At 69.9% G+C, this 17,411-nt stretch carries 17 protein-coding genes and 2 pseudogenes; 11 read left to right on the top strand and 8 right to left on the bottom strand.

Annotation, left to right across the window (positions count from 1 at the left end; genetic code table 11):
- Positions 1–39: 39 nt before the first annotated feature.
- Positions 40–708, bottom strand: coding sequence for a hypothetical protein (locus OG385_RS10745; protein WP_266854045.1), 669 nt, complete (start codon positions 706–708; stop codon positions 40–42).
- Positions 693–1,190 carry a sigma-70 family RNA polymerase sigma factor gene (locus OG385_RS10740; RefSeq protein ID WP_266854043.1) on the bottom strand — a complete coding sequence of 166 codons (498 nt, stop codon included), beginning with the start codon at positions 1,188–1,190 and terminating at the stop codon, positions 693–695. The genes OG385_RS10745 and OG385_RS10740 overlap by 16 nt, the downstream gene beginning before the upstream one ends.
- A gap of 419 nt (positions 1,191–1,609) precedes the next feature.
- On the opposite strand from OG385_RS10740, the gene OG385_RS10735 reads away from it, so the two are divergent.
- Positions 1,610–2,503, top strand: coding sequence for a dihydrodipicolinate synthase family protein (locus tag OG385_RS10735; RefSeq protein WP_266854041.1), 894 nt, complete (start codon positions 1,610–1,612; stop codon positions 2,501–2,503).
- Between the two features lie 85 nt (positions 2,504–2,588).
- Here OG385_RS10735 and OG385_RS10730 read toward each other — a convergent pair.
- Positions 2,589–2,927: pseudogene (locus OG385_RS10730) on the bottom strand (EamA family transporter); the annotation flags it as partial.
- Here OG385_RS10730 and OG385_RS10725 point away from each other — a divergent pair.
- Positions 2,920–3,018 (top strand): annotated as a pseudogene (locus OG385_RS10725) (XRE family transcriptional regulator); the annotation flags it as partial. The pseudogenes OG385_RS10730 and OG385_RS10725 overlap by 8 nt on opposite strands.
- Positions 3,019–3,058: 40 nt before the next feature.
- Here OG385_RS10725 and OG385_RS10720 read toward each other — a convergent pair.
- A complete protein-coding gene (locus tag OG385_RS10720) occupies positions 3,059–3,637 on the bottom strand; it encodes a TetR/AcrR family transcriptional regulator (RefSeq protein ID WP_266854037.1) in 579 nt (192 codons plus the stop codon).
- A 95-nt stretch (positions 3,638–3,732) separates the two neighbouring features.
- On the opposite strand from OG385_RS10720, the gene OG385_RS10715 reads away from it, so the two are divergent.
- Positions 3,733–4,614, top strand: a complete 882-nt coding sequence (locus tag OG385_RS10715) for an SDR family oxidoreductase (RefSeq protein WP_266854035.1) — start codon at positions 3,733–3,735, stop codon at positions 4,612–4,614.
- A gap of 114 nt (positions 4,615–4,728) precedes the next feature.
- Here OG385_RS10715 and nhaC read toward each other — a convergent pair whose 3' ends face one another.
- Both nhaC and OG385_RS10705 read right to left on the bottom strand, forming a co-directional pair.
- Positions 4,729–6,210, bottom strand: a complete 1,482-nt coding sequence (gene nhaC, locus OG385_RS10710) for a Na+/H+ antiporter NhaC (protein ID WP_266854033.1) — start codon at positions 6,208–6,210, stop codon at positions 4,729–4,731.
- 337 nt (positions 6,211–6,547) lie between these two features.
- Positions 6,548–7,195 carry a GntR family transcriptional regulator gene (locus OG385_RS10705; protein ID WP_266854031.1) on the bottom strand — a complete coding sequence of 216 codons (648 nt, stop codon included), beginning with the start codon at positions 7,193–7,195 and terminating at the stop codon, positions 6,548–6,550.
- Between the two features lie 175 nt (positions 7,196–7,370).
- Between OG385_RS10705 and OG385_RS10700 the strand changes: the two genes are divergently transcribed.
- Entirely contained in the window at positions 7,371–8,318 is a 948-nt protein-coding gene (locus tag OG385_RS10700) for an asparaginase (protein ID WP_266854029.1), read from the top strand.
- Positions 8,319–8,448: 130 nt separating this feature from the next.
- On the opposite strand, the gene OG385_RS10695 is transcribed toward OG385_RS10700, so the two are convergent.
- Positions 8,449–9,942, bottom strand: a complete 1,494-nt coding sequence (locus OG385_RS10695) for a methyltransferase domain-containing protein (protein WP_266854027.1) — start codon at positions 9,940–9,942, stop codon at positions 8,449–8,451.
- Positions 9,943–10,200: 258 nt separating this feature from the next.
- Positions 10,201–10,842, bottom strand: a complete 642-nt coding sequence (locus OG385_RS10690) for an FMN-dependent NADH-azoreductase (RefSeq protein WP_266854025.1) — start codon at positions 10,840–10,842, stop codon at positions 10,201–10,203.
- 254 nt (positions 10,843–11,096) lie between these two features.
- Here OG385_RS10690 and OG385_RS10685 point away from each other — a divergent pair, with 254 nt between their 5' ends.
- The 7 genes from OG385_RS10685 (at position 11,097) to OG385_RS10655 (ending at position 16,900) form a co-directional block, all read left to right on the top strand.
- Positions 11,097–11,558 carry a helix-turn-helix domain-containing protein gene (locus tag OG385_RS10685; protein WP_353963164.1) on the top strand — a complete coding sequence of 154 codons (462 nt, stop codon included), beginning with the start codon at positions 11,097–11,099 and terminating at the stop codon, positions 11,556–11,558.
- A 433-nt stretch (positions 11,559–11,991) separates the two neighbouring features.
- Complete coding sequence (locus OG385_RS10680) at positions 11,992–12,303, top strand: Txe/YoeB family addiction module toxin (RefSeq protein WP_266854021.1); 312 nt, start codon at positions 11,992–11,994, stop codon at positions 12,301–12,303.
- A 782-nt stretch (positions 12,304–13,085) separates the two neighbouring features.
- Positions 13,086–13,424, top strand: coding sequence for a MerR family transcriptional regulator (locus OG385_RS10675; protein WP_164258491.1), 339 nt, complete (start codon positions 13,086–13,088; stop codon positions 13,422–13,424).
- A gap of 579 nt (positions 13,425–14,003) precedes the next feature.
- Positions 14,004–14,207 carry a cold-shock protein gene (locus OG385_RS10670; protein ID WP_266854017.1) on the top strand — a complete coding sequence of 68 codons (204 nt, stop codon included), beginning with the start codon at positions 14,004–14,006 and terminating at the stop codon, positions 14,205–14,207.
- Between the two features lie 319 nt (positions 14,208–14,526).
- Positions 14,527–16,041 carry a DEAD/DEAH box helicase gene (locus OG385_RS10665; protein ID WP_266854015.1) on the top strand — a complete coding sequence of 505 codons (1,515 nt, stop codon included), beginning with the start codon at positions 14,527–14,529 and terminating at the stop codon, positions 16,039–16,041.
- A gap of 89 nt (positions 16,042–16,130) precedes the next feature.
- Positions 16,131–16,538, top strand: coding sequence for a hypothetical protein (locus OG385_RS10660; protein WP_266854013.1), 408 nt, complete (start codon positions 16,131–16,133; stop codon positions 16,536–16,538).
- A 50-nt stretch (positions 16,539–16,588) separates the two neighbouring features.
- Positions 16,589–16,900: an SCO5918 family protein gene (locus OG385_RS10655; RefSeq protein ID WP_266854011.1), complete on the top strand. Its 312-nt coding sequence runs from the start codon at positions 16,589–16,591 to the stop codon at positions 16,898–16,900.
- Positions 16,901–17,411 lie beyond the last annotated feature (511 nt).

Below are 17,411 nucleotides of genomic sequence, written 5' to 3'. Positions count from 1 at the left end.
GTGGCGCGGATGCGCCGACCGGTGAAGAGGTCTTACAGCTCAGGCAGTTGTGGGGGGCGGCCCGGTCGTGGACACGCGGCCGACCACGCGGCCGTGGGTGTCCTCCACGATGACCTCCTTGATCGCCTCGCGGCTCAGCGCGGTCATCACCTGGGCGTGCACCGGCTCGCCGGTCATCGTCCGCACGCTGCCGCCCGGGACGCGGAGTCCCGTAAAGTCCGCCGCCATCAGGCGGTACGTCTCCCCGCGCCGCAGCCCGTTCAGCGCCACCGGCACCTCGGTGCCCCAGGGCTGACTGATCATCCGGCCCTGGCGTGCGATCGAGACGGTGCCCGGTGAGCCCTGGCCCCGGTCATGGAGAGTGAAGGGGGCGGCGAGCGCGGCAGCGGTCAGCAGCGCGACGCTCGCGTACTGGACGAGGCGCCGACGCAGGCCCCGGCGGCTGCCGGCGGTGCGCGGAGGGGGCATGTCCACCGCTCGGACCGGTGGCACCTGTGGTGTGGCCCGAGGTCTCCCGGTGCGGTGTACACCGTTCTCGGCTCGGGCCAGTGTTCTGACCACATCGCCGATTTCGGCGGCCTCGTGGGCGCAGGCGGTGCAGCCGGTCAGATGACCCCAGACCTCCGCGGGCAGACGCATCCCGAGCATCAGGTGTTCGGTCATCACGGGGCGGATTGCCGCACAGTCCGGATTCATGGCGCCAGCCATCCGTTCTCCTCCAGCACCAGGCGCAGCGCGCGTACGCCGTAATACAGCCGACTGCGGACCGTGGAAGCCGAGATGCCCCACTCCGCGGCGAGTTCGGCGCAGGTACGGCCGCCGTAGTAGACACTGACCACGGTCTGCCGGTGTTCGGCGCTCAGCCGGTTCAGCGCCTCGTCCAACTGGATGTGTTCCAGCAGGACTTCGACCGGGTCATGGCGCGCCGGTTCCTCGGCCAGCGCTTCCCGGAAGTCCACCCCGACCGCGTCCCGGACGCCGCGCCGGCGCATGGCGTCGATCGCGCCGTTGCGGGCTATCGAGAACAGCCAGGTACGAAGACTGCCACGGCGGGGATCGAATCCGCCGGATGATTTCCAGGCCCGGATGAACGTCTCCTGGACGACGTCCTCGGCCAGCTGCCGGTCCCGCAGCGCGTTGTACACATAGCCGAACAGCTCTCCCCCGTACAGCTCGTAGGCACGCTGCACGCCACTGTCGGTGGCGAAGGGGTTCGCATCCCGGTGTGCGCCTCTGTTCTGTCGGCGGCGCACCCATTGCAGCGCGCTAGCCACCAGTGCGTCCGGGTGTGTCCGCGTGGCCGCACAGCGGCATCTCGGTCCTCGTCTCAGTGGGCGTCACACAAGGGGATACGCGCTTGCTCCGCCGAGTGTTGAAGACCGGGCCCAGAAGATCGCAGGGGTGCGTCGGCCCGCTCGAAGGCGCCGTCGACCACGGCGATTCCGTACTCACTCAATTCCGTACTCACTCCCGAGGGGCAGGGCCGCTCACGGCACAATGATGATCTGCATCTCCCACGCGGGCCTGCCCACGTCTCGTCCTCGTCCTCCGACCCGACCTCGACCTCTGATACGGCATCACACATTTCCCCGTCCCCGAGGAGACAGCCATGTTCCGCGGCCTCAGCGCCTTCCCCCTCACGCCGACCACCGAGAGCGGCATCGGCGAGCACGCGTTCGGCACCCTCGTCGCCCGCCTCGCCGCCGCCGGAGTCGACTCCATCGGCGCCCTCGGCTCCACCGGCGGCTACGCCTACCTCACCCGCGAGCAGCGCGCCCGTGTGGCGACCCTCGCGGTCGGGGCCGCCGACGGCGTCCCGGTCATGGTCGGCATCGGCGCCCTGCGGACCTCGCACGTTCTCGCGCTCGCCGAGGACGCCCAGAAGGCGGGCGCGTCCGCGGTCCTGCTCGCCCCGATGACGTACCAGGCCCTCACGGATGACGAGGTGTTCGGCCTGTACGAGGACGTCACCCGCGAGCTCTCGGTGCCGCTCTGCGTGTACGACAACCCCGGCACCACCCACGTCAAGTTCACCGATGAACTCCACGCCCGCGTCGCGCAGTTGCCGAATGTCGCCGCCATCAAGATCCCCCCGGTCCCCGACGACCCGACTGCCGCGAAGAGGCGCGTCGAAGCATTGCGGGCACTGGTCCCGGCGACGGTCACGATCGGTGTCAGCGGCGACTGGACGGCGGCCACCGGACTGAACGCCGGATGCGACGTGTGGTACTCGGTCGCCGGCGGCCTGTTCCCCGCGACGGCCCTCGCCCTCACCCGCGCCGCGCAGGCCGGCGACGCCGCCCGGGCCACCGCCATGTCGCAGCGGCTGGAGCCGCTGTGGCAGCTGCTGCGCAGGTATGGCGGCCTGCGCGTCATGTCCGCCGCCGCCGAACACCTCGGCCTGGTCGACGGCCCCAATCTCCCGCGCCCCCTGCGCGGACTGACGCCACAGGCGCGCCAGGAACTCGCAGCGGTCATGACGTCACTGGGCCTCACCGGCTGACGGACTGACGGCGTGTCTGGGCGGGTCCGCGCCGCGCCGGCGCTGCGGGAATCTGCGCTGATCGGTTTCGTCGCCCCGGGGGCGCTCAGGTGAGGGCGAGGAGGCTGACGGCGACGGCGGCGGTGCCCAGGCCGATGAGCTGGCCGCGGTGGAGGCGCTCGGAGAGCACGCTGCGGGCGAGCAGGACGGTTCCGGCTGGGTAGAGGGCGGTGATCACGGCGACGACGGTGAGGTCTCCGCTGCGCGCGGCGAGCAGGAACAGCAGGTTCGCCAGCGAGTCCAGCACGCCGGCAGTGACCGACATGGCGTAGGCGGGCTTCTCGGGGCCGAGCCTGCGGTGCATGACCCCGGCCGCGGCCAGGGTGACGGCCGAGGAGACCGCCCTGCCGATGATCAGCGGCGCGACCCCGCTTTCCGACGGCGACGCCCCGCACGCCTACCGGGGATCAGGCGATGCCACCTGCCACCTGATCATGACCGTCCACCTGCCGCCCGGTCCCGCCGCCACTGCCTGAACCGGGCACTCCGGCTGGTCCCTGCGATGCTCAACTCCGGTCAGCGCAGCGACGCGCTCGCCGTACGCAGCTCGTCCAGGGCCGCCAGGGTGTGCTCGGCGAGGCCGTCCTCGGTGTCGCGGACGCCGTCGGACCATTCGGCGTAGCCCCGTTTGAAGGCGAGGACGCCCAGCTCGCCCGCGAGAGCCGCGGTCGGTTCAGGTATGCCGCGGGCGACCAGGGCGGCTGTGACCGCCGCCGCGAGGCTGACGCTCTTGAGGGCGTCACGCTCCTGAAGTTCGGTGCTGGCGGTGACAGCCGCCTTCAGGCGGGGGGCGAGTTCGCGGTTCATGGGGCCCATCGCGCTTGAGGCGCGCACGAGACCGGCAGCGACCGCCTCCAGCGGGCCGGCGTCACAGGGGGCCTCGGCGATCCCCTCGGTCAGCAGCCGGCACAGCGTCTCCTGCCCCGCCACCAGCAGCTCGCGCTTGTCGGGGAAGTACCGGAAGAAGGTGCTCTTGGTGACTCCGGCGCGCTCGGCGATCTGCGTGACCGTGGTGGCGTCGTACCCCTGCTCGGTGAACAGGTCGACGGCAGCCACGACGAGGCGTTCGCGTGCACCTGGTTCCCATCGACCCATGAGCCCATCGTAGGTGAACCGCATGTGACGGGACTCTTGTCCCATTACTTTGTTATGGTGATGGGACAAGAGTCCCATCGCTTAGGGAGAGTCTCATGCGTGTCTTCGTCACCGGTGGCACCGGCCTGGTCGGGTCCGCAGTCGTCGCCGAACTGCTCGGCAACGGTCACGCCGTGCTCGCGCTCGCCCGCTCGGACGCTTCCGCGCTGGCCGTCGAGGCGGCCGGCGCGGAGCCGCTCCGGGGCGGCCTCGCCGATCTGGACGTCCTTCGCGCCGGCGCTGACCAGGCCGACGGGGTGATCCACCTGGCGTTCAGCAACGACTTCAGCAGCCCCGAAGCCCTCGCGCGGGCGGTCGCCGAGGAGAGTGCCGCCCTCGCGGCCCTCGGGGAGGGACTCGTCGGCAGCGACCGCCCGTTCGTCACCGTCTCGGGTACCCCCGCTGTGCCGGGCCGCGCCTCCACCGAGGCCGACCCGGTGCCGACCGACGGGCCGGTCGGCGGCCGCGGTCGCGCGGTCACGGCGGCCCTGGGCCTGGCCTCGCGCGGAGTCCGGAGCGCGGCCGTACGCCTGCCGCGCACCGTTCACCATCGGGGCACGGGCGGGTTCGCCGGAATGCTGACCGGCATCGCACGCCGGACGGGAGTGTCCGGCTACCCGGGCGACGGCGCACAGCGCTGGCCGGCCGTGCACGCACTCGACGCGGCCGTTCTCTTCCGGCTCGCCCTGGAGCACGCGCCGGCCGGCAGCTCCTGGCACGCCGTGGCCGACGAGGGGGGCGAGGTGCGTGACATCGCCGCGGTCATCGGCCGACGGCTGAACCTGCCGGTCGAATCCGTGCCGGCGGAGACCTACGGTCCTCTCGGTCCGATCTTCGCGACCGACCAGCCCTCGTCCAGCGCGCACACCCGGCAGGTGCTCGGCTGGGAACCGAAGCAGCCCGGCCTTCTGGAGGACCTGGAGAACATCCAGCCCTGACCGGAGACAGGGAAGAGCGGGCATGGTTCCCGAGGTCTTCCGGCGGGACGCACATCAGACGGCGGCCTTCCGGCGGGACGCACATCAGACGGCGGCCTTCCGGCGGGACGCGCATCAGACGGCGGCCGGAGCGGGTTCCACGGCGGTCCGGTGCACCGGCTCCTGGCGGGCGATGCCGAAACCGGTGTAGCCGCAGATCACGGCGATGATCACGCCGAAGTAGTTCAGGAACGCGTACGGCGCGTACGCCATGGTGGCGACACCCAGGGTCGTGGACATGTAGGTGGCGGCCTCGGTCCACGGCACCAGGGGCACGAAGACCGTGCCGGAATCCTCCAGCGTGCGCGACAGGTTCTTCGGGGCGAGGCCGCGCTCGGGGTAGATGTCCCGGAACGCCTGGCCCGGCACAATGATCGTCAGGTACGAGACCCCCATGGCGAGCGCGGTGCCCACCGAGGTCAGCGCGGTGGCGAGGATGATCCCGCCCGTCCTGCGGACCTTGGCGAGCAGCCGGTGCATCAGGACGTCCAGGCAGCCGGTCTCGGTCAGGATGCCCGCGAAGGCGAAGCCGGCGAGGCCGATCAGCATGGTCGACGCCATCGATGCCATGCCGCCGCGGTTGAGGAGCGTGCCGGCCGCGGCGGACAGGTGCTGGGGATCGATGCCTCCGTGGCCGCTCAGCATCGACACGGTGAAACCGGTCGAGGCGGAGGAACCGATCTGCTGGAGGGAGAAGCCCTGGAAGACACCGCCCAGGATCCCCGCGACCGCCGACGAGACGATGATGGTCGGCAGCGGCGGCTTCTTCGCGATCGCGCCCACGAGCACCACCGCCGGAGGCAGCAGGAGCAGCAGGTTGAAATGGAATCCCTGCTCCAGCACGCCCCGCAGGGCGTCGGTGCGCCGGGCGGCCTGCCCGTCGGCGTGCTGGGCGCGGCCCAGGAAGAAGTACAGGACGCAGGAGAGGACCGCCGCCGGACCCGTCGTGTAGAGGAGGTGCCGGATGTGCTCGAAGAGGCTCGAACCGGCCACGGCGGGAGCCAGGTTGGTGGTGTCCGACATCGGGGACATCTTGTCGCCGAAGTAGGCGCCCGAGATGATGGCGCCCGCCGTCATGGGCAGGGACACGCCGAGCCCGCCGGCCACGCCGATCAGGGCGACACCGACGGTGCCGACGGAGCCCCAGGAGGTACCGGTCACCGTCGAGACGACCATGGTGATCAGGAACGACAGCACCACGATCCACGACGGCTGGATGGCCTTGAGCCCCCAGTCGACGATCATGGGTATCGTGCCGCTCAGCGTCCAGGTGCCGATGAGCATGCCGATGGAGATCAGGATCAGCAGCGCCGGCATCGCGGCGTCGATCTTCGACCGGATGCCCGTGAGCATCTCGTCCCACGTCACGCCGAGCCACCGGGCGATGACGCCGGTGACGGCGCAGGACGCGACGAGGAGGACCACGGGGTCGAGGCCGAGCCAGACGGTGCCCGCGATCATCACGATCAGCATCAGCACCACGGGCAGTGCGGCGACGAGCAGTCCGGGGGTGCGGCGCTCGCGTGGGGGCGCGGCCGCGGTGGAGGAGTCGGTCATTCGGGTACTCCAGTGGCCCGGCGGGGCCGGGCAGTTGGACGGTGTGGGGGAAGGGCGAGCCGGCCGCTGGGGACGCCGCGGCGGAGGCGGAGGCGCGACGGCATGCGGAGCCGGTTCCGGGGGCGCGGACGCACCCCCGCCACTGTGCCGGGATCGGTCCGGCAGGGTCGGCCGGTGGGTTCGACCGGCAGGGTCAGCCGGTGGGGTCGGCCGTGGGGTGGGCCGGCGGGGTTCGGACGGCAGGGTCAGCCGGTGGAGTCAGCCAGTGGGGTCGGCCGGTGGGATCGGTCCGGCAGGGCCAGCCGGTGGGGTCACCCGGTGAGGTCGGCCGGCAGGGTCAGCCGGTCGGGGAGCCCGTCATGTGGGCCCGTACCCGCCCGAGATGGAGGTCCATGAGCGCCGCGGCCCGCTCCCCGTCACCGTCGGCGACGGCGGCGGCGATCTCCTCGTGGTCGTCCAGGGAGTCGGCCGTGTGAGCCGCCGGGACGTCCAGCGGACTGCGCAGCAGGATGATCTGCTGCTGCACCCGCCACAACTGTTCCGCGACGCGCGGACTTCGTGCGGTGTCCGTCAGGGTCCGGTGGAAGTCCAGGTCCAGCCGGTGGACGAAGCGCCGCCCGCCCTGGATGGTCTTCCGCGCCCGGGCGCAGGCCGAACGCAGCGCAGCGATGTCCTTCTCGTCGCGGCGCTCCGCGGCCAGCCGGGCGGACGCTGTCTCCAGCGCCGTACGGAGTTCGAACAGGGCTCTTACGTCGTCCGGTTCCGCCGTGAACACCGTGGCACCGCGGTTGGGGCTGTGCACGAGCAGGCCCTCACTGACGAGTTGCCGCACGGCCTCGCGCAACGGTCCCCGGCTGATGTCGAGTTCCCGCGCGAGCACCACCTCGTTGATCCGGGTTCCCGGTCGCAGGTGGCCGCCGAGCAGACGTTCGCGCAGCACCTCGGCGACCTGGACGGCGAGGCCTCGTTGCAGTGTCTCACTCACGGATGACGCCTCCTCTGGACCACCAAGGTGTTGACAGTTGCCAGTTGACAGGCGTGTTTCCGCAGGTGTCAAGGGGTGTCCGCGAAATCGGCCGCACATTCGACATGCCCGTCGCCAAGTGGTAACTGTCAACAGTTGACCGAAACAGGAGAGACTGGAGAGGCGGACATAACTGATGCACACCGTGGTGGCCGAGGTCTGGCGTGGGGATTTCCTGGAGTCCGTGCACCACGGGACGGTCCTCGCGACCGGCCCGGACGGTGCGGAGGTCCTGCGGATCGGGGACGTCGACGCTCCGATGTATCCGCGCTCGTCGAACAAGCCCCTCCAGGCACTCGGCATGCTCCGTGCCGGGCTCGGTCTTGACGGCGAACTCCTGGCACTGGGATGCGCCAGCCACTCGGGCGAGGACATCCACCTGGAGGGTGTGCGGGCGATACTCGGCTCGGCCGGGCTCGGCACGGACGCGCTGCGCTGCACGGCTGCCCTCCCGATCGGCGAGGGCGCGCTGCGCGCCTACCTGGTGGGCGGCGGGCAGCCCACCCCCCTGACGATGAACTGCTCGGGCAAGCACGCCGCCATGCTGGCGACCTGCGTCGTGAACGGCTGGGACACCGCCACGTACCTCGACCCCGAACACCCGCTCCAGGTGGTGCTGCGCGAGACCCTGGAGGAGCTGGCGGGCGAGAGGATCGCGGCCACGGGCATCGACGGCTGCGGCGCGCCCCTGTTCGCCATCAGTCTGCGGGGCCTGGCCCGGGCGTTCGGCCGCCTGGCCTCGGCGCCGGAGGGCAGTCTCGAACACCGCGTGGCCCGCGCGATGAACACCCACCCGCGGTACGTCGGCGGCACCGGCCGGGACGTGACGCGGATCATGGGCGCCCTGCCCGGGGCCGTCGCCAAGGACGGCGCCGAGGGCGTGTACGCGCTCGGCCTGCCGGACGGGTCCGCGGTGGCGCTCAAGATCGCGGACGGCTCCCAGCGGTCCCGCCCGGTGGTCATGGTCGCCGCGCTGCGCCGCCTCGGAGTGGACGTGGACGGCGACGAGACGCTCACCGCGCTCGCCACCGCACCGGTACTCGGCCACGGCGAGCCGGTCGGGGCCGTCCGCCCCGCGTTCTGACGGCGGCGGGCCCCGCCGCTTTGGTCCGGAGAGGTTCGCGTGAGGTGCCGGCCGGTGGGTCACGCGGCGGATCCCCACGGCGGGCGGCGGCCCGCGTCTTCCCCGGTACATGACGCGGTCATCGACGCGGTCAGGTGTGCGTGATGAGGTACGCGGGGCCTTCGCCGAGCCGGACTCGTTCGACGGCGTCGAGACGGACGAAGCCCCGGGGCGCCATCAACTCCCGCCAGCCGGCGAGGTCGTGGACGGCCCACATGTCGTGCTCGACGGGATCAAGGCGGATCCGGCTGAGCTGCTCCGCGCTGAGCCGGCCTCCGTCGAAGATGAGACCCACCTTGTTCAGGGGCGACCGGGGGCCGGCGTGCAGGAAGTGCGTCAGGAGCAGCCGCGGTGTGTCCAGGCCGAGTTCGAGGCCGGTCTCCTCCACGGCTTCGCGGCGGGCGGTCTGCAGTGGGTCTTCCCCCAGCGTGTCGAGGTTGCCGCCAGGGAACTGCCAGAGCCGGGATCCGTAGACCGAGCGCAGTTGTACCGGCCGGTCGTACGCGTCACGTACGTACAGGCAGCCGTATACGGTGTGGTGCGGGACGGTCTGTGCGTACTCCGTGGGTGTCATCGGCATGGGGCGGCCGGGTTGAGCGGGGCGGTGGTCGAACTCGAAGGCGAGGGGACCGGGAGACGCCTCGGCCGCCGGACAGCCGGTGCGAAGTCCGGTCAGCAGGTCCTCGCGCAGTCCGTCCGGATCGATGCGGGCGGGGTCCTCCGCGCTGAGCAGTTCCTCGAACGAGGCGTAAGGGGTGACCCGCTTCACGATGATGTCGAGTTCCCGACCGCTGTCCTGGTCGTGGAAGACGACTGTGTCCCCGACTTCGACGGCCGCCGTCGTGGGAGTGCGGACGCGTACCTCGATCGTCTTTCGGCCCGACTCCACCTGCCCGTAATGCCGCCCCGGGAGGTGGAAGTCATGCCGCCGCGACGACGTGGACCCGGCAGCACCGAGACTCCCGGTGTCGGGCAGGCTGCTCTGCGCTCCGGCGGCCGGGGGACTGCCTTGCAAGGGGGCTTCGTCCGTACCCGGGCCGCGCAGGATCAGGAAGGCAAGCCCTTCGGTGTTGTGGCGCTCGGAGGTGGACCAGCGGGCCTGGAGCGCGGTGAGTTCGTCTTCGTCGAGTGCGATCCCACGCCGCTCGGCCGGGGTATCGGCGGCGAGCGGCGTGATGACCACGAGGGCGCCCCCCGGGCGCAGACGGTGCCCCAGGGCATGCAGCGTGCGGTCGCGGGACGTGAGGAACGGAGCCACGAACCGCAGGGTGATCAGGTCGTATCCGTCGGCGAGGGGTGCCCAGTCGTCGCTTTCGACGTCGAGGCGTAGCCATCGGGCTGCCTCGCCATGGTGGGTGCCGGCGTCGGCGAGGGCGGCTTCGGACCAGTCGACGGCGTCCACGGTGTAGCCGAGGACGGCCAAGTGGGCTGCGAGTTCACCGACCCCGCACCCGACGTCCAGAGCTCTTCCGCCGGCCGGCGCCGGGGCATGGGCAGCCAGCAGCGAGCGCTCACTGTCGCTGAGCCGGCGATAGCGGCTGCCTTCGGCGTAGCCGGTGTTCCATTCGTCCTGTGTACTGAACATGAGGGGTTCTTCCCGCCAACGGTGGACTCAACGAGGGCGCACAGGGGGCGGCCGGGTGTGACGCTCTGGGCCCCGGCCGCCCCCGGATCTCCTCGGGGGGGCGGACAGGTCGGCGCCGGCGCCGAAGACACGAGGACCTTGGACATCTCCTCCAACTCCTGCGGACAGGGCGGTGGTTGCGCCGACTTGTGTGTCAGGCGCGGGCTGCCCTGGATCAGTTCGACACCGGCCGGGGTCTGGATCACCTGGAGAGATACGTCAGGCGGCAGCCGCCGTGCCGAAGGTCGTGGCGAGGGTGCGGGCCTTGTCGTGGGCGGCCGTCATGGACGCCTCGTGCAAGGGGAGGAGAGGGGCCAGGGCCGGAGCGACCGGGGCCATGGTCAGCTCGGGTATCACGGTGGTGACGTCCAGGCCGAGGACGGCGCGGCCCAGCACGGCTTCCAGCGTGGGCACCACGTAGTCGAGACCCTCCCTGGGGGTGCCGGGCCCGTAGCCACCGCCCCGGGCCGAGATCACCAGGGCAGGGCGGCCCGCGGCGGGGGAAGGGCCGGTGAGGCTCAGGGTGCGTTCGCTGATGATGATCTGGTCCAGCCACGCCTTGAACACCGACGGCATCGACAGGTTGTACATCGGCACCGTGAACAGGTACGTGCCGGCGCCGAGGAACTCCTCGATCAACTCGTCCTGGAGAGCTGCGGCCTTGGCCTGCTCGGGGGTGTGCCGGCCGGGGTCGGTGATGCGGGCGGTGATGCCCGCCGCCGTCAGGTGGGGGACCGGGGCGGCAGCGAGGTCGCGGTGGACGACAGGGCCCTGCCACTGGTCGCGGAAGGACTGGGCGACCTGACGGGAGACGGAGGCCTCGCCGAGTGAGGAGGAGTCGATGTGGAGCAGGTACGACATGGTGGTTGTGCCTTTCGAGGAGAACGAGACGGGTGAAACGAGACGGGTGAGTGGGGGATGGGGTGACGGGTCAGGGGCGGGCCGGGACGGCGCAGCCGCCGAGTCCGCACCAGGGGCAGGTGATCTCGGCCCAGATCTCTACCTTCATGGCCTGACCTCCAATTCCTCTCATTTGTTCGTAACGCCATGATGCGCCAGTATGGAAGGCGTTACAAAAGGCACACCGGTGTGCGCGACGGAGAGGAATGGGCGCCATGCAGGACAGCGCAGGTACGGATATGGCGGCGGCGATCGGGCCGTGCGCGAGCATCCCCGCCGACCACATGGCCTTCATCCGGCAGGTCCTGGACCGGGTCGGCGACAAGTGGAGCATGCTGATCGTCGGCGTCCTGGAGGGCGGCCCACTGCGCTACACCGACCTGCAGCGCCAGATCCCCGGCATCTCCCAGCGCATGCTCACCCACACCCTGCGCCAGCTCCAGGAGGACGGTTTGATCACGCGGACCGCCTACGCCGAGGTGCCGCCGCGTGTGGAGTACGCCCTCGCCCCACTCGGTCGCGGCCTGCACGAGATCGTCATGCAGCTGATCGGCTGGGCCGCCGACCATCACGACGAGATCCGTGCCAACCGCGACCGTGCCGGCGCCACCTCATCCCGGTCGCGAGCCACAGCCACAGCCAAAGCCGCAGCCACCGACGCTTCGGCGAAGCGGTGAACCGGACCTGGGTCACGAACTGCGACTGTTCCTGAAAGGGCGTTTCGTCCCAGTGAGGACGGCCGACGGTTCCGGCTGACCTGCACCGTCCGGGGCGCGCGGAAACGGCTGATGCGCAACGCTGGTCCTGCCGGACGCCGACCCCGCCGCGACGACGGCAGCCGTGACGGGCGGGGCGCAAGAACGCATCGCTCCGGGGAGGCCCGGATGGATTTGGTTGGCGCGCTGGGCATGCGGTTGGTATGTAGGCGACGCAACCGCAGTTTCGAACCGGAAAAGTCGGGAGGGTGATCGGGGCCCGACCCCGATCTCCTGCGCTCGCCTGCGAATGCCCGGCGTCTGCTCAAGGCGTACGAGAAGCTCTGGGCGACATCAACGTATCGGAGCGCGAGCTGATCGATCCGGATGTCACGGGCCCTGCTGTGGATGCTGCGTGAGGCTCGTGTTCGAGGATCAGGGCTGGGAGGACTGCACGTCCTGGCTCAAGAACGACCGCAAGATGCTCGCCCGGATCAATAGGCTCATCGCAGACGTCAAGCGTGATCCCTTCACAGGAATCGGCAAACCCGAGCCACTCAAGTACCACTTGCCTGGGGCGTGGTCGAGGCGGATCGACGACGAGCACCGCCTTGTCTGCCTGGTCACGGACAAGGAGATCGTCATCCGCACAGCCCCAGGCGGGGCGGCTGCGGCATGCACGGCGTCGAGGCCGGCCCAACGGCCAGGTCGGAGTGGGCAAGCCTGACTGGAACGACACGGCCACGTACCCGCCCCGTGGCCGAGGCCGACTATCTCTCCACCCGGGTCACGGAAATCTATGTCGGCCGGAATAGACATTGGGTGGTGGTGTGGTTATGGTTTCTCTCGTAGCCCAGAGAGACAGCAGGGCCCGGCAGAAACGAACTGCCGGGGAGCGGTATCCGCAGTTGTAGTTCGCAGGACGGTGCGGTGGTGGAGTTTCGAAGCCAGAGTTGTTGCAGGACGGCGACGGGACTGACGACCGGACCGGGTGGCCCGCGGTGATCAGGGGCCGCCACGAGCAGTACCGCAGGTCACGCAGTAGCGGTATCCAGCAGCGAAGTTGAGTGAGCAGCACCTCGGTGAAGGCGTCGGCTGCGGACGCGCGCACCGGGAGGTTCGGCAGTGGGGTTCTAAGCCGGAGCAGACGCAGGACGGGCGACGGGGCTGGCTGTCGAAGAGTGGCGCTGCCACAGGCCACAGAGCAGGGCGCAGGACGGCGGTATCAGCAGTAGGTAAGTGATTGATCCCAGAGGGAAGAACGGAGGAGCAGGCGCCATCAGGATCGCCCGGGCGGAGTCTTGAGCCCGGGTACCGCAGGACATCGATAGTGAGGTGGTCTCCGGTCAAGCAACCGCGATCCCCGCAACCCCGACAACTTCCAGGTCGGGTCAGCGGAAGCAGAAGGTCGGCGCAGTACCAGGGCCGACAGATGGTGTAGCAGTTCCTTCGGGGCCCGGGTGCCATGCGGCACTCGGGCCCCTCGATGCGTTCCACAGAGAGGTGCAAATGACAGCAGGCGACTCCTTCGGCCGTCTCGACGACGACGACTACCCCGCCTACACCATGGGCCGGGCCGCCGAAATGCTCGGCACCACCCAGGGCTTCCTCCGCGCTGTCGGTGAAGCCCGCCTCATCACCCCGCTGCGCTCCGAGGGCGGCCACCGTCGCTACTCCCGCTACCAGCTGCGTATCGCCGCCCGAGCACGGGAACTCGTCGACCAGGGCACCCCTATCGAGGCTGCCTGCCGCATCGTCATCCTCGAAGACCAGCTCGAAGAAGCCCAGCGCATCAACGCCGAATACCGTCGCGCCTCCGAGTCGGAGAACCCGACGACCGCAGGCTGAGGCGCAGAGTGCCCGCCCTGCCATCGCGGCCCGCACTGTGGGGTGTGTAGCTGCCCCGGCAGGCTGCTCTTCGACCGTTCGCCACGAACGGTGGGCGCCGGCCGTCAGGCGATGGCGGTGGGATCCGGGCACTTGCGACAGGCCGCGCAGCAGCAGCGCTGCGCGGTCTTGATCTACTTCAGTACCGGCATACGGGCTGATGGGCCGCGGTCCGGACAGAGGGTGCCACAGCGACAGTTATGCCCTCTGAGCCGTAATGTACGAGAGCTCTTGCTGGAACGTTGCGTTGCGGGTGGGTCAATATCTATGACCGCGAGACGAGAGTTCAATGTGCCGCGCGGACAGTGTGTTTACCGCAGCGAACAGAGTGGATTTGTTAATCGTACGCAGGTCACTACCGCATGCTACTGTCGATCTCAGTTGCAGTCGTGGTTCCCAAAAACTTCAACGCTTCCGCCGGTATTTAAGCTACAGGAAGCGTTTTGTATTTCCGGCTATTCTCCGGGCGGGGCATCATCTCGGCGACCCGGTATCCGTGGCTTGCGGATCCCGGCGTACTGCCCCACAAGGAGATATGACATGGCGTCTGGCACTGTGAAGTGGTTCAACGCGGCCAAGGGTTTCGGTTTCATCGAGCAGGACGGTGGCGGCGACGACGTGTTCGCCCACTTTTCGAACATCGCCGCCCAGGGCTTCCGTGAGCTGCTCGAAGGCCAGAAGGTGACCTTCGACATCGCGGCGGGCCAGAAGGGCCCGACGGCCGAGAACATCGTTCCCGTCTGACGCCGACGCGTACTTCGTAGCTGGGGCCCGCATCCCTCGGGGTGCGGGCCCCAGCTACGGGCATTTCCCGGGACTCCGCCCGCGGGGCAACGACGCCCGCGAATTCCTCCTCAGGAATGCGGACCTCTCTGTAACCGCACCGGTGGACGTCCTGCGTTTCCTGCCGACATGACGTCGCCGTTTTATCGCCTGCACTCGCGCCGAATTCGCCGCAGGCCAGATCCTATTTTACATTTCGTTCGGTCCGTTCTTGTGATTCCCCGCGCTGTTGTTCTGCTGCGAGAATTCCTTGATACGTGCCGTGTCAAGGAAGGTTCCAATGAACCCCTCACGTACGAACAACCGCTCCTCCCGCCGTCGTACCGGTGGCCCCGCCGTTGGCTCCGATGCCGGTTCGCACCGGAGCGACCGCTCCGGCTCGCCCGCCCCGCGGCGTTCCGCAGGGCCGAGCCGCCAGGGCGGCCATGGCCGGCGGCCCTCGGCGGCCTCGGGCGAGTTCGCTCTGCCGAAGACGATCACTCCTGCGCTGCCCGCCGTCGAGGCGTTCGCCGATCTGGACATGCCCGAGCGGCTGCTGGCATCGCTCACCGCGCAGGGCATGAGTGTCCCGTTCCCGATCCAGGGCGCGACCCTGCCCAACACCCTCGCGGGCCGCGACGTCCTCGGTCGCGGGCGCACCGGATCGGGCAAGACCCTCGCCTTCGGCCTGGCCCTGCTGGCCCGCACAGCAGGACAGCGCGCCGAACCCTGCCAGCCGCTGGCCCTGGTCCTCGTGCCGACGCGTGAGCTGGCACAGCAGGTGACCGACGCACTCACTCCCTACGCCCGTTCGGTCAGGCTGCGTCTGGCCACGGTTGTCGGCGGAATGCCGATCGGCAGGCAGGTCAGCACACTGCGCCGTGGTGCCGAAGTCGTCGTCGCGACGCCGGGGCGCCTCAAGGACCTCATCGACCGGGGGGACTGCCGGCTGAACCAGGTCGCGATCACCGTCCTGGACGAGGCCGATCAGATGGCCGACATGGGCTTCATGCCCCAGGTCACCGCGCTCCTGGACCAGGTACGCCCGGAGGGCCAGCGCATGCTGTTCTCCGCCACCCTCGACCGCAACGTCGACCTCCTGGTCCGCCGCTACCTCACTGACCCCGTGGTCCACTCCGTCGACCCGTCCGCAGGCGCGGTCACCACGATGGAGCACCACGTCCTGCACGTCCACGGCGCCGACAAGCACCGCACGACCACGGAGATCGCCGCGCGCGAAGGCCGGGTGATCATGTTCCTGGACACCAAGCACGCCGTCGACCGGCTCACCCAGGACCTGCTCAACAGCGGAGTGCGGGCCGCTGCCCTGCACGGCGGGAAGTCGCAGCCGCAGCGCACCCGGACCCTGTCCCAGTTCAAGACCGGGCACGTCACCGTGCTCGTCGCGACGAACGTCGCGGCACGCGGGATCCACGTCGACAACCTCGACCTCGTCGTCAACGTCGACCCGCCGACCGATCACAAGGACTACCTCCACCGGGGCGGCCGTACCGCGCGGGCCGGCGAGTCCGGCAGTGTCGTCACCCTGGTCACCCCCAACCAGCGCCGCGACATGACCCGGCTCATGGCAGCCGCAGGCATCGTCCCCCAGACCACCCCGGTCCGCTCCGGGGAAGAGGCACTCAGCCGGATCACCGGCGCCCGGACACCCTCGGGCATTCCCGTGACGATCACCGCGCCGGTGGCCGCACGGCGTGAGCGCACCCGCAACACGGCCTCTCGCGGCCGTCGCAGCCCCGCATCAGCTGCCCGGCGTGTCACCGTGCGTCAGTCCTCCTTCGACGCGGCGGCCTAGGGCCAGACGCCGCGCGGCAGGCGGCACCTTGACGACAGGCCCTAGAACCCTTGATCCGGAAACTGGCCCATCTCTGCAGGAGGCACATCTTGGCACTGGTTCAGATGCAACCCCGCCCTGCGAGCGCCGCAACCGTGTACGGGACGGTGGCCGACGCCACGGACACCGCTGGATCGCAGGCCGGTGACGACATGACCATCGAGGTGGCCCTGCCCGTCATGGCCAGTGCCCGCGCCGGGCACCTGCTCGTCTGCGACCACGACGGCCTGTGCGCGCAACAGGCCACCCAGGCTCAGCTCGCTGCGGTCCGTGACAGCTCCGCGGACACGGACCGGGCCCAGCCGCGCGACATGCTCGGCCACCGCGGGCCGTTCACCTCACCCGTGACCACGATCGCCGAAGAAGCCAGGCAGGCAGTGCGCGGTCGTCGGCCCGCCGCCCTGCCGGTCGTCGATGGGCAGGGCAGCGCGCCGGGCGTCCTCGCCCTCGCTCGCTGAACCGCTTCACCGCCGCACCGTCCCCTTCTTCCTTCTCCCTGTGAGGCATCATGCGCTGTGTCATCGCCCGGTTCCCGTTCGACCTCACCAAAAGCGGCGTTCTGGAATCCATGAAGGGCGTCAAGCCCGAACAGGTCATCGGCGAGTCCGTGATCATCGGCCGCCGCACCTACCCGATCAAGCAGGTCGGGCAGGTCATCACACGCCAGGACCGTCGCGATTTCAGCGCCGGTGAAATCATCCGGGCCATGACCCGGCTCGGCTTCACCTGCCCCGGCCTCCCCCACACCGCCGCGCCCAAGCACGCGCCCACCCCGTTCCAGCGGGCTTCCGCGACGCTCGGCGCCCCTGCCGCCGTCTGACCGAGGGGCAGGCGCGAGCCGCCACCAGAACAACAGCGAGGGCCCGACCAGCAGGCACCGGTCGGGCCCTCACCACATACCGAGGGGCTTGTCAGCGCGCAGCGGTGTATTCAGGTCGGAGCAGCTGAAGGCGCCCATGGTCCAAGCGCCTGGACGCCGGCCGTCGAGCCCGGCGGCGAGGTCCGCGACGGCGCCTGGGTGGCCGAGCCCGGCGGAGACTGCCTGAAGGGGGGATCGAACAGGGGGAAGCCGCTGGGGGCCAAGTCCGTTCGCCATATCCACAACATCCTGTCGGGTGTCACGAACGGCACCAGTCTCCGGGCTGCACGATGTTCCAGTACGGCAAGCGCCGAGTCGAGGGGGCCCACAAGCCGGCTTCGGGGACGGCGCAGCGCGTCGGTTCGGGGAAGCTCACATGAACCGGCTGGCGCGTTGGTCACGTGGTTGGTCACGTTCATGTTATGTACACGACATAACCGCAGGTCAAGGCGGTAAAAGACGGGAGGACGAC

This window comes from Streptomyces sp. NBC_01306 (assembly GCF_026340465.1).
Lineage (GTDB): Bacteria > Actinomycetota > Actinomycetes > Streptomycetales > Streptomycetaceae > Streptomyces.
The sequence above is the reverse complement of the archived record's forward strand: the minus strand, read 5'-3'. Positions and strand labels throughout refer to the sequence as shown.

Excerpts from the sequence above, each read along its gene's own strand:
- OG385_RS10735 (WP_266854041.1), top strand. The coding sequence starts at position 1,610 with ATGTTCCGCGGCCTCAGCGCCTTCCCCCTCACGCCGACCACCGAGAGC.
- OG385_RS10685 (WP_353963164.1), top strand. The coding sequence starts at position 11,097 with ATGCAGGACAGCGCAGGTACGGATATGGCGGCGGCGATCGGGCCGTGC.
- OG385_RS10715 (WP_266854035.1), top strand. The coding sequence starts at position 3,733 with ATGCGTGTCTTCGTCACCGGTGGCACCGGCCTGGTCGGGTCCGCAGTC.
- OG385_RS10690 (WP_266854025.1), bottom strand. The coding sequence starts at position 10,842 with ATGTCGTACCTGCTCCACATCGACTCCTCCTCACTCGGCGAGGCCTCC.
- OG385_RS10720 (WP_266854037.1), bottom strand. The coding sequence starts at position 3,637 with ATGGGTCGATGGGAACCAGGTGCACGCGAACGCCTCGTCGTGGCTGCC.
- OG385_RS10745 (WP_266854045.1), bottom strand. The coding sequence starts at position 708 with ATGGCTGGCGCCATGAATCCGGACTGTGCGGCAATCCGCCCCGTGATG.
- OG385_RS10665 (WP_266854015.1), top strand. The coding sequence starts at position 14,527 with ATGAACCCCTCACGTACGAACAACCGCTCCTCCCGCCGTCGTACCGGT.
- OG385_RS10675 (WP_164258491.1), top strand. The coding sequence starts at position 13,086 with ATGACAGCAGGCGACTCCTTCGGCCGTCTCGACGACGACGACTACCCC.
- OG385_RS10695 (WP_266854027.1), bottom strand. The coding sequence starts at position 9,942 with ATGTTCAGTACACAGGACGAATGGAACACCGGCTACGCCGAAGGCAGC.
- OG385_RS10700 (WP_266854029.1), top strand. The coding sequence starts at position 7,371 with ATGCACACCGTGGTGGCCGAGGTCTGGCGTGGGGATTTCCTGGAGTCC.
- OG385_RS10655 (WP_266854011.1), top strand. The coding sequence starts at position 16,589 with ATGCGCTGTGTCATCGCCCGGTTCCCGTTCGACCTCACCAAAAGCGGC.
- OG385_RS10670 (WP_266854017.1), top strand. The coding sequence starts at position 14,004 with ATGGCGTCTGGCACTGTGAAGTGGTTCAACGCGGCCAAGGGTTTCGGT.
- nhaC (WP_266854033.1), bottom strand. The coding sequence starts at position 6,210 with ATGACCGACTCCTCCACCGCGGCCGCGCCCCCACGCGAGCGCCGCACC.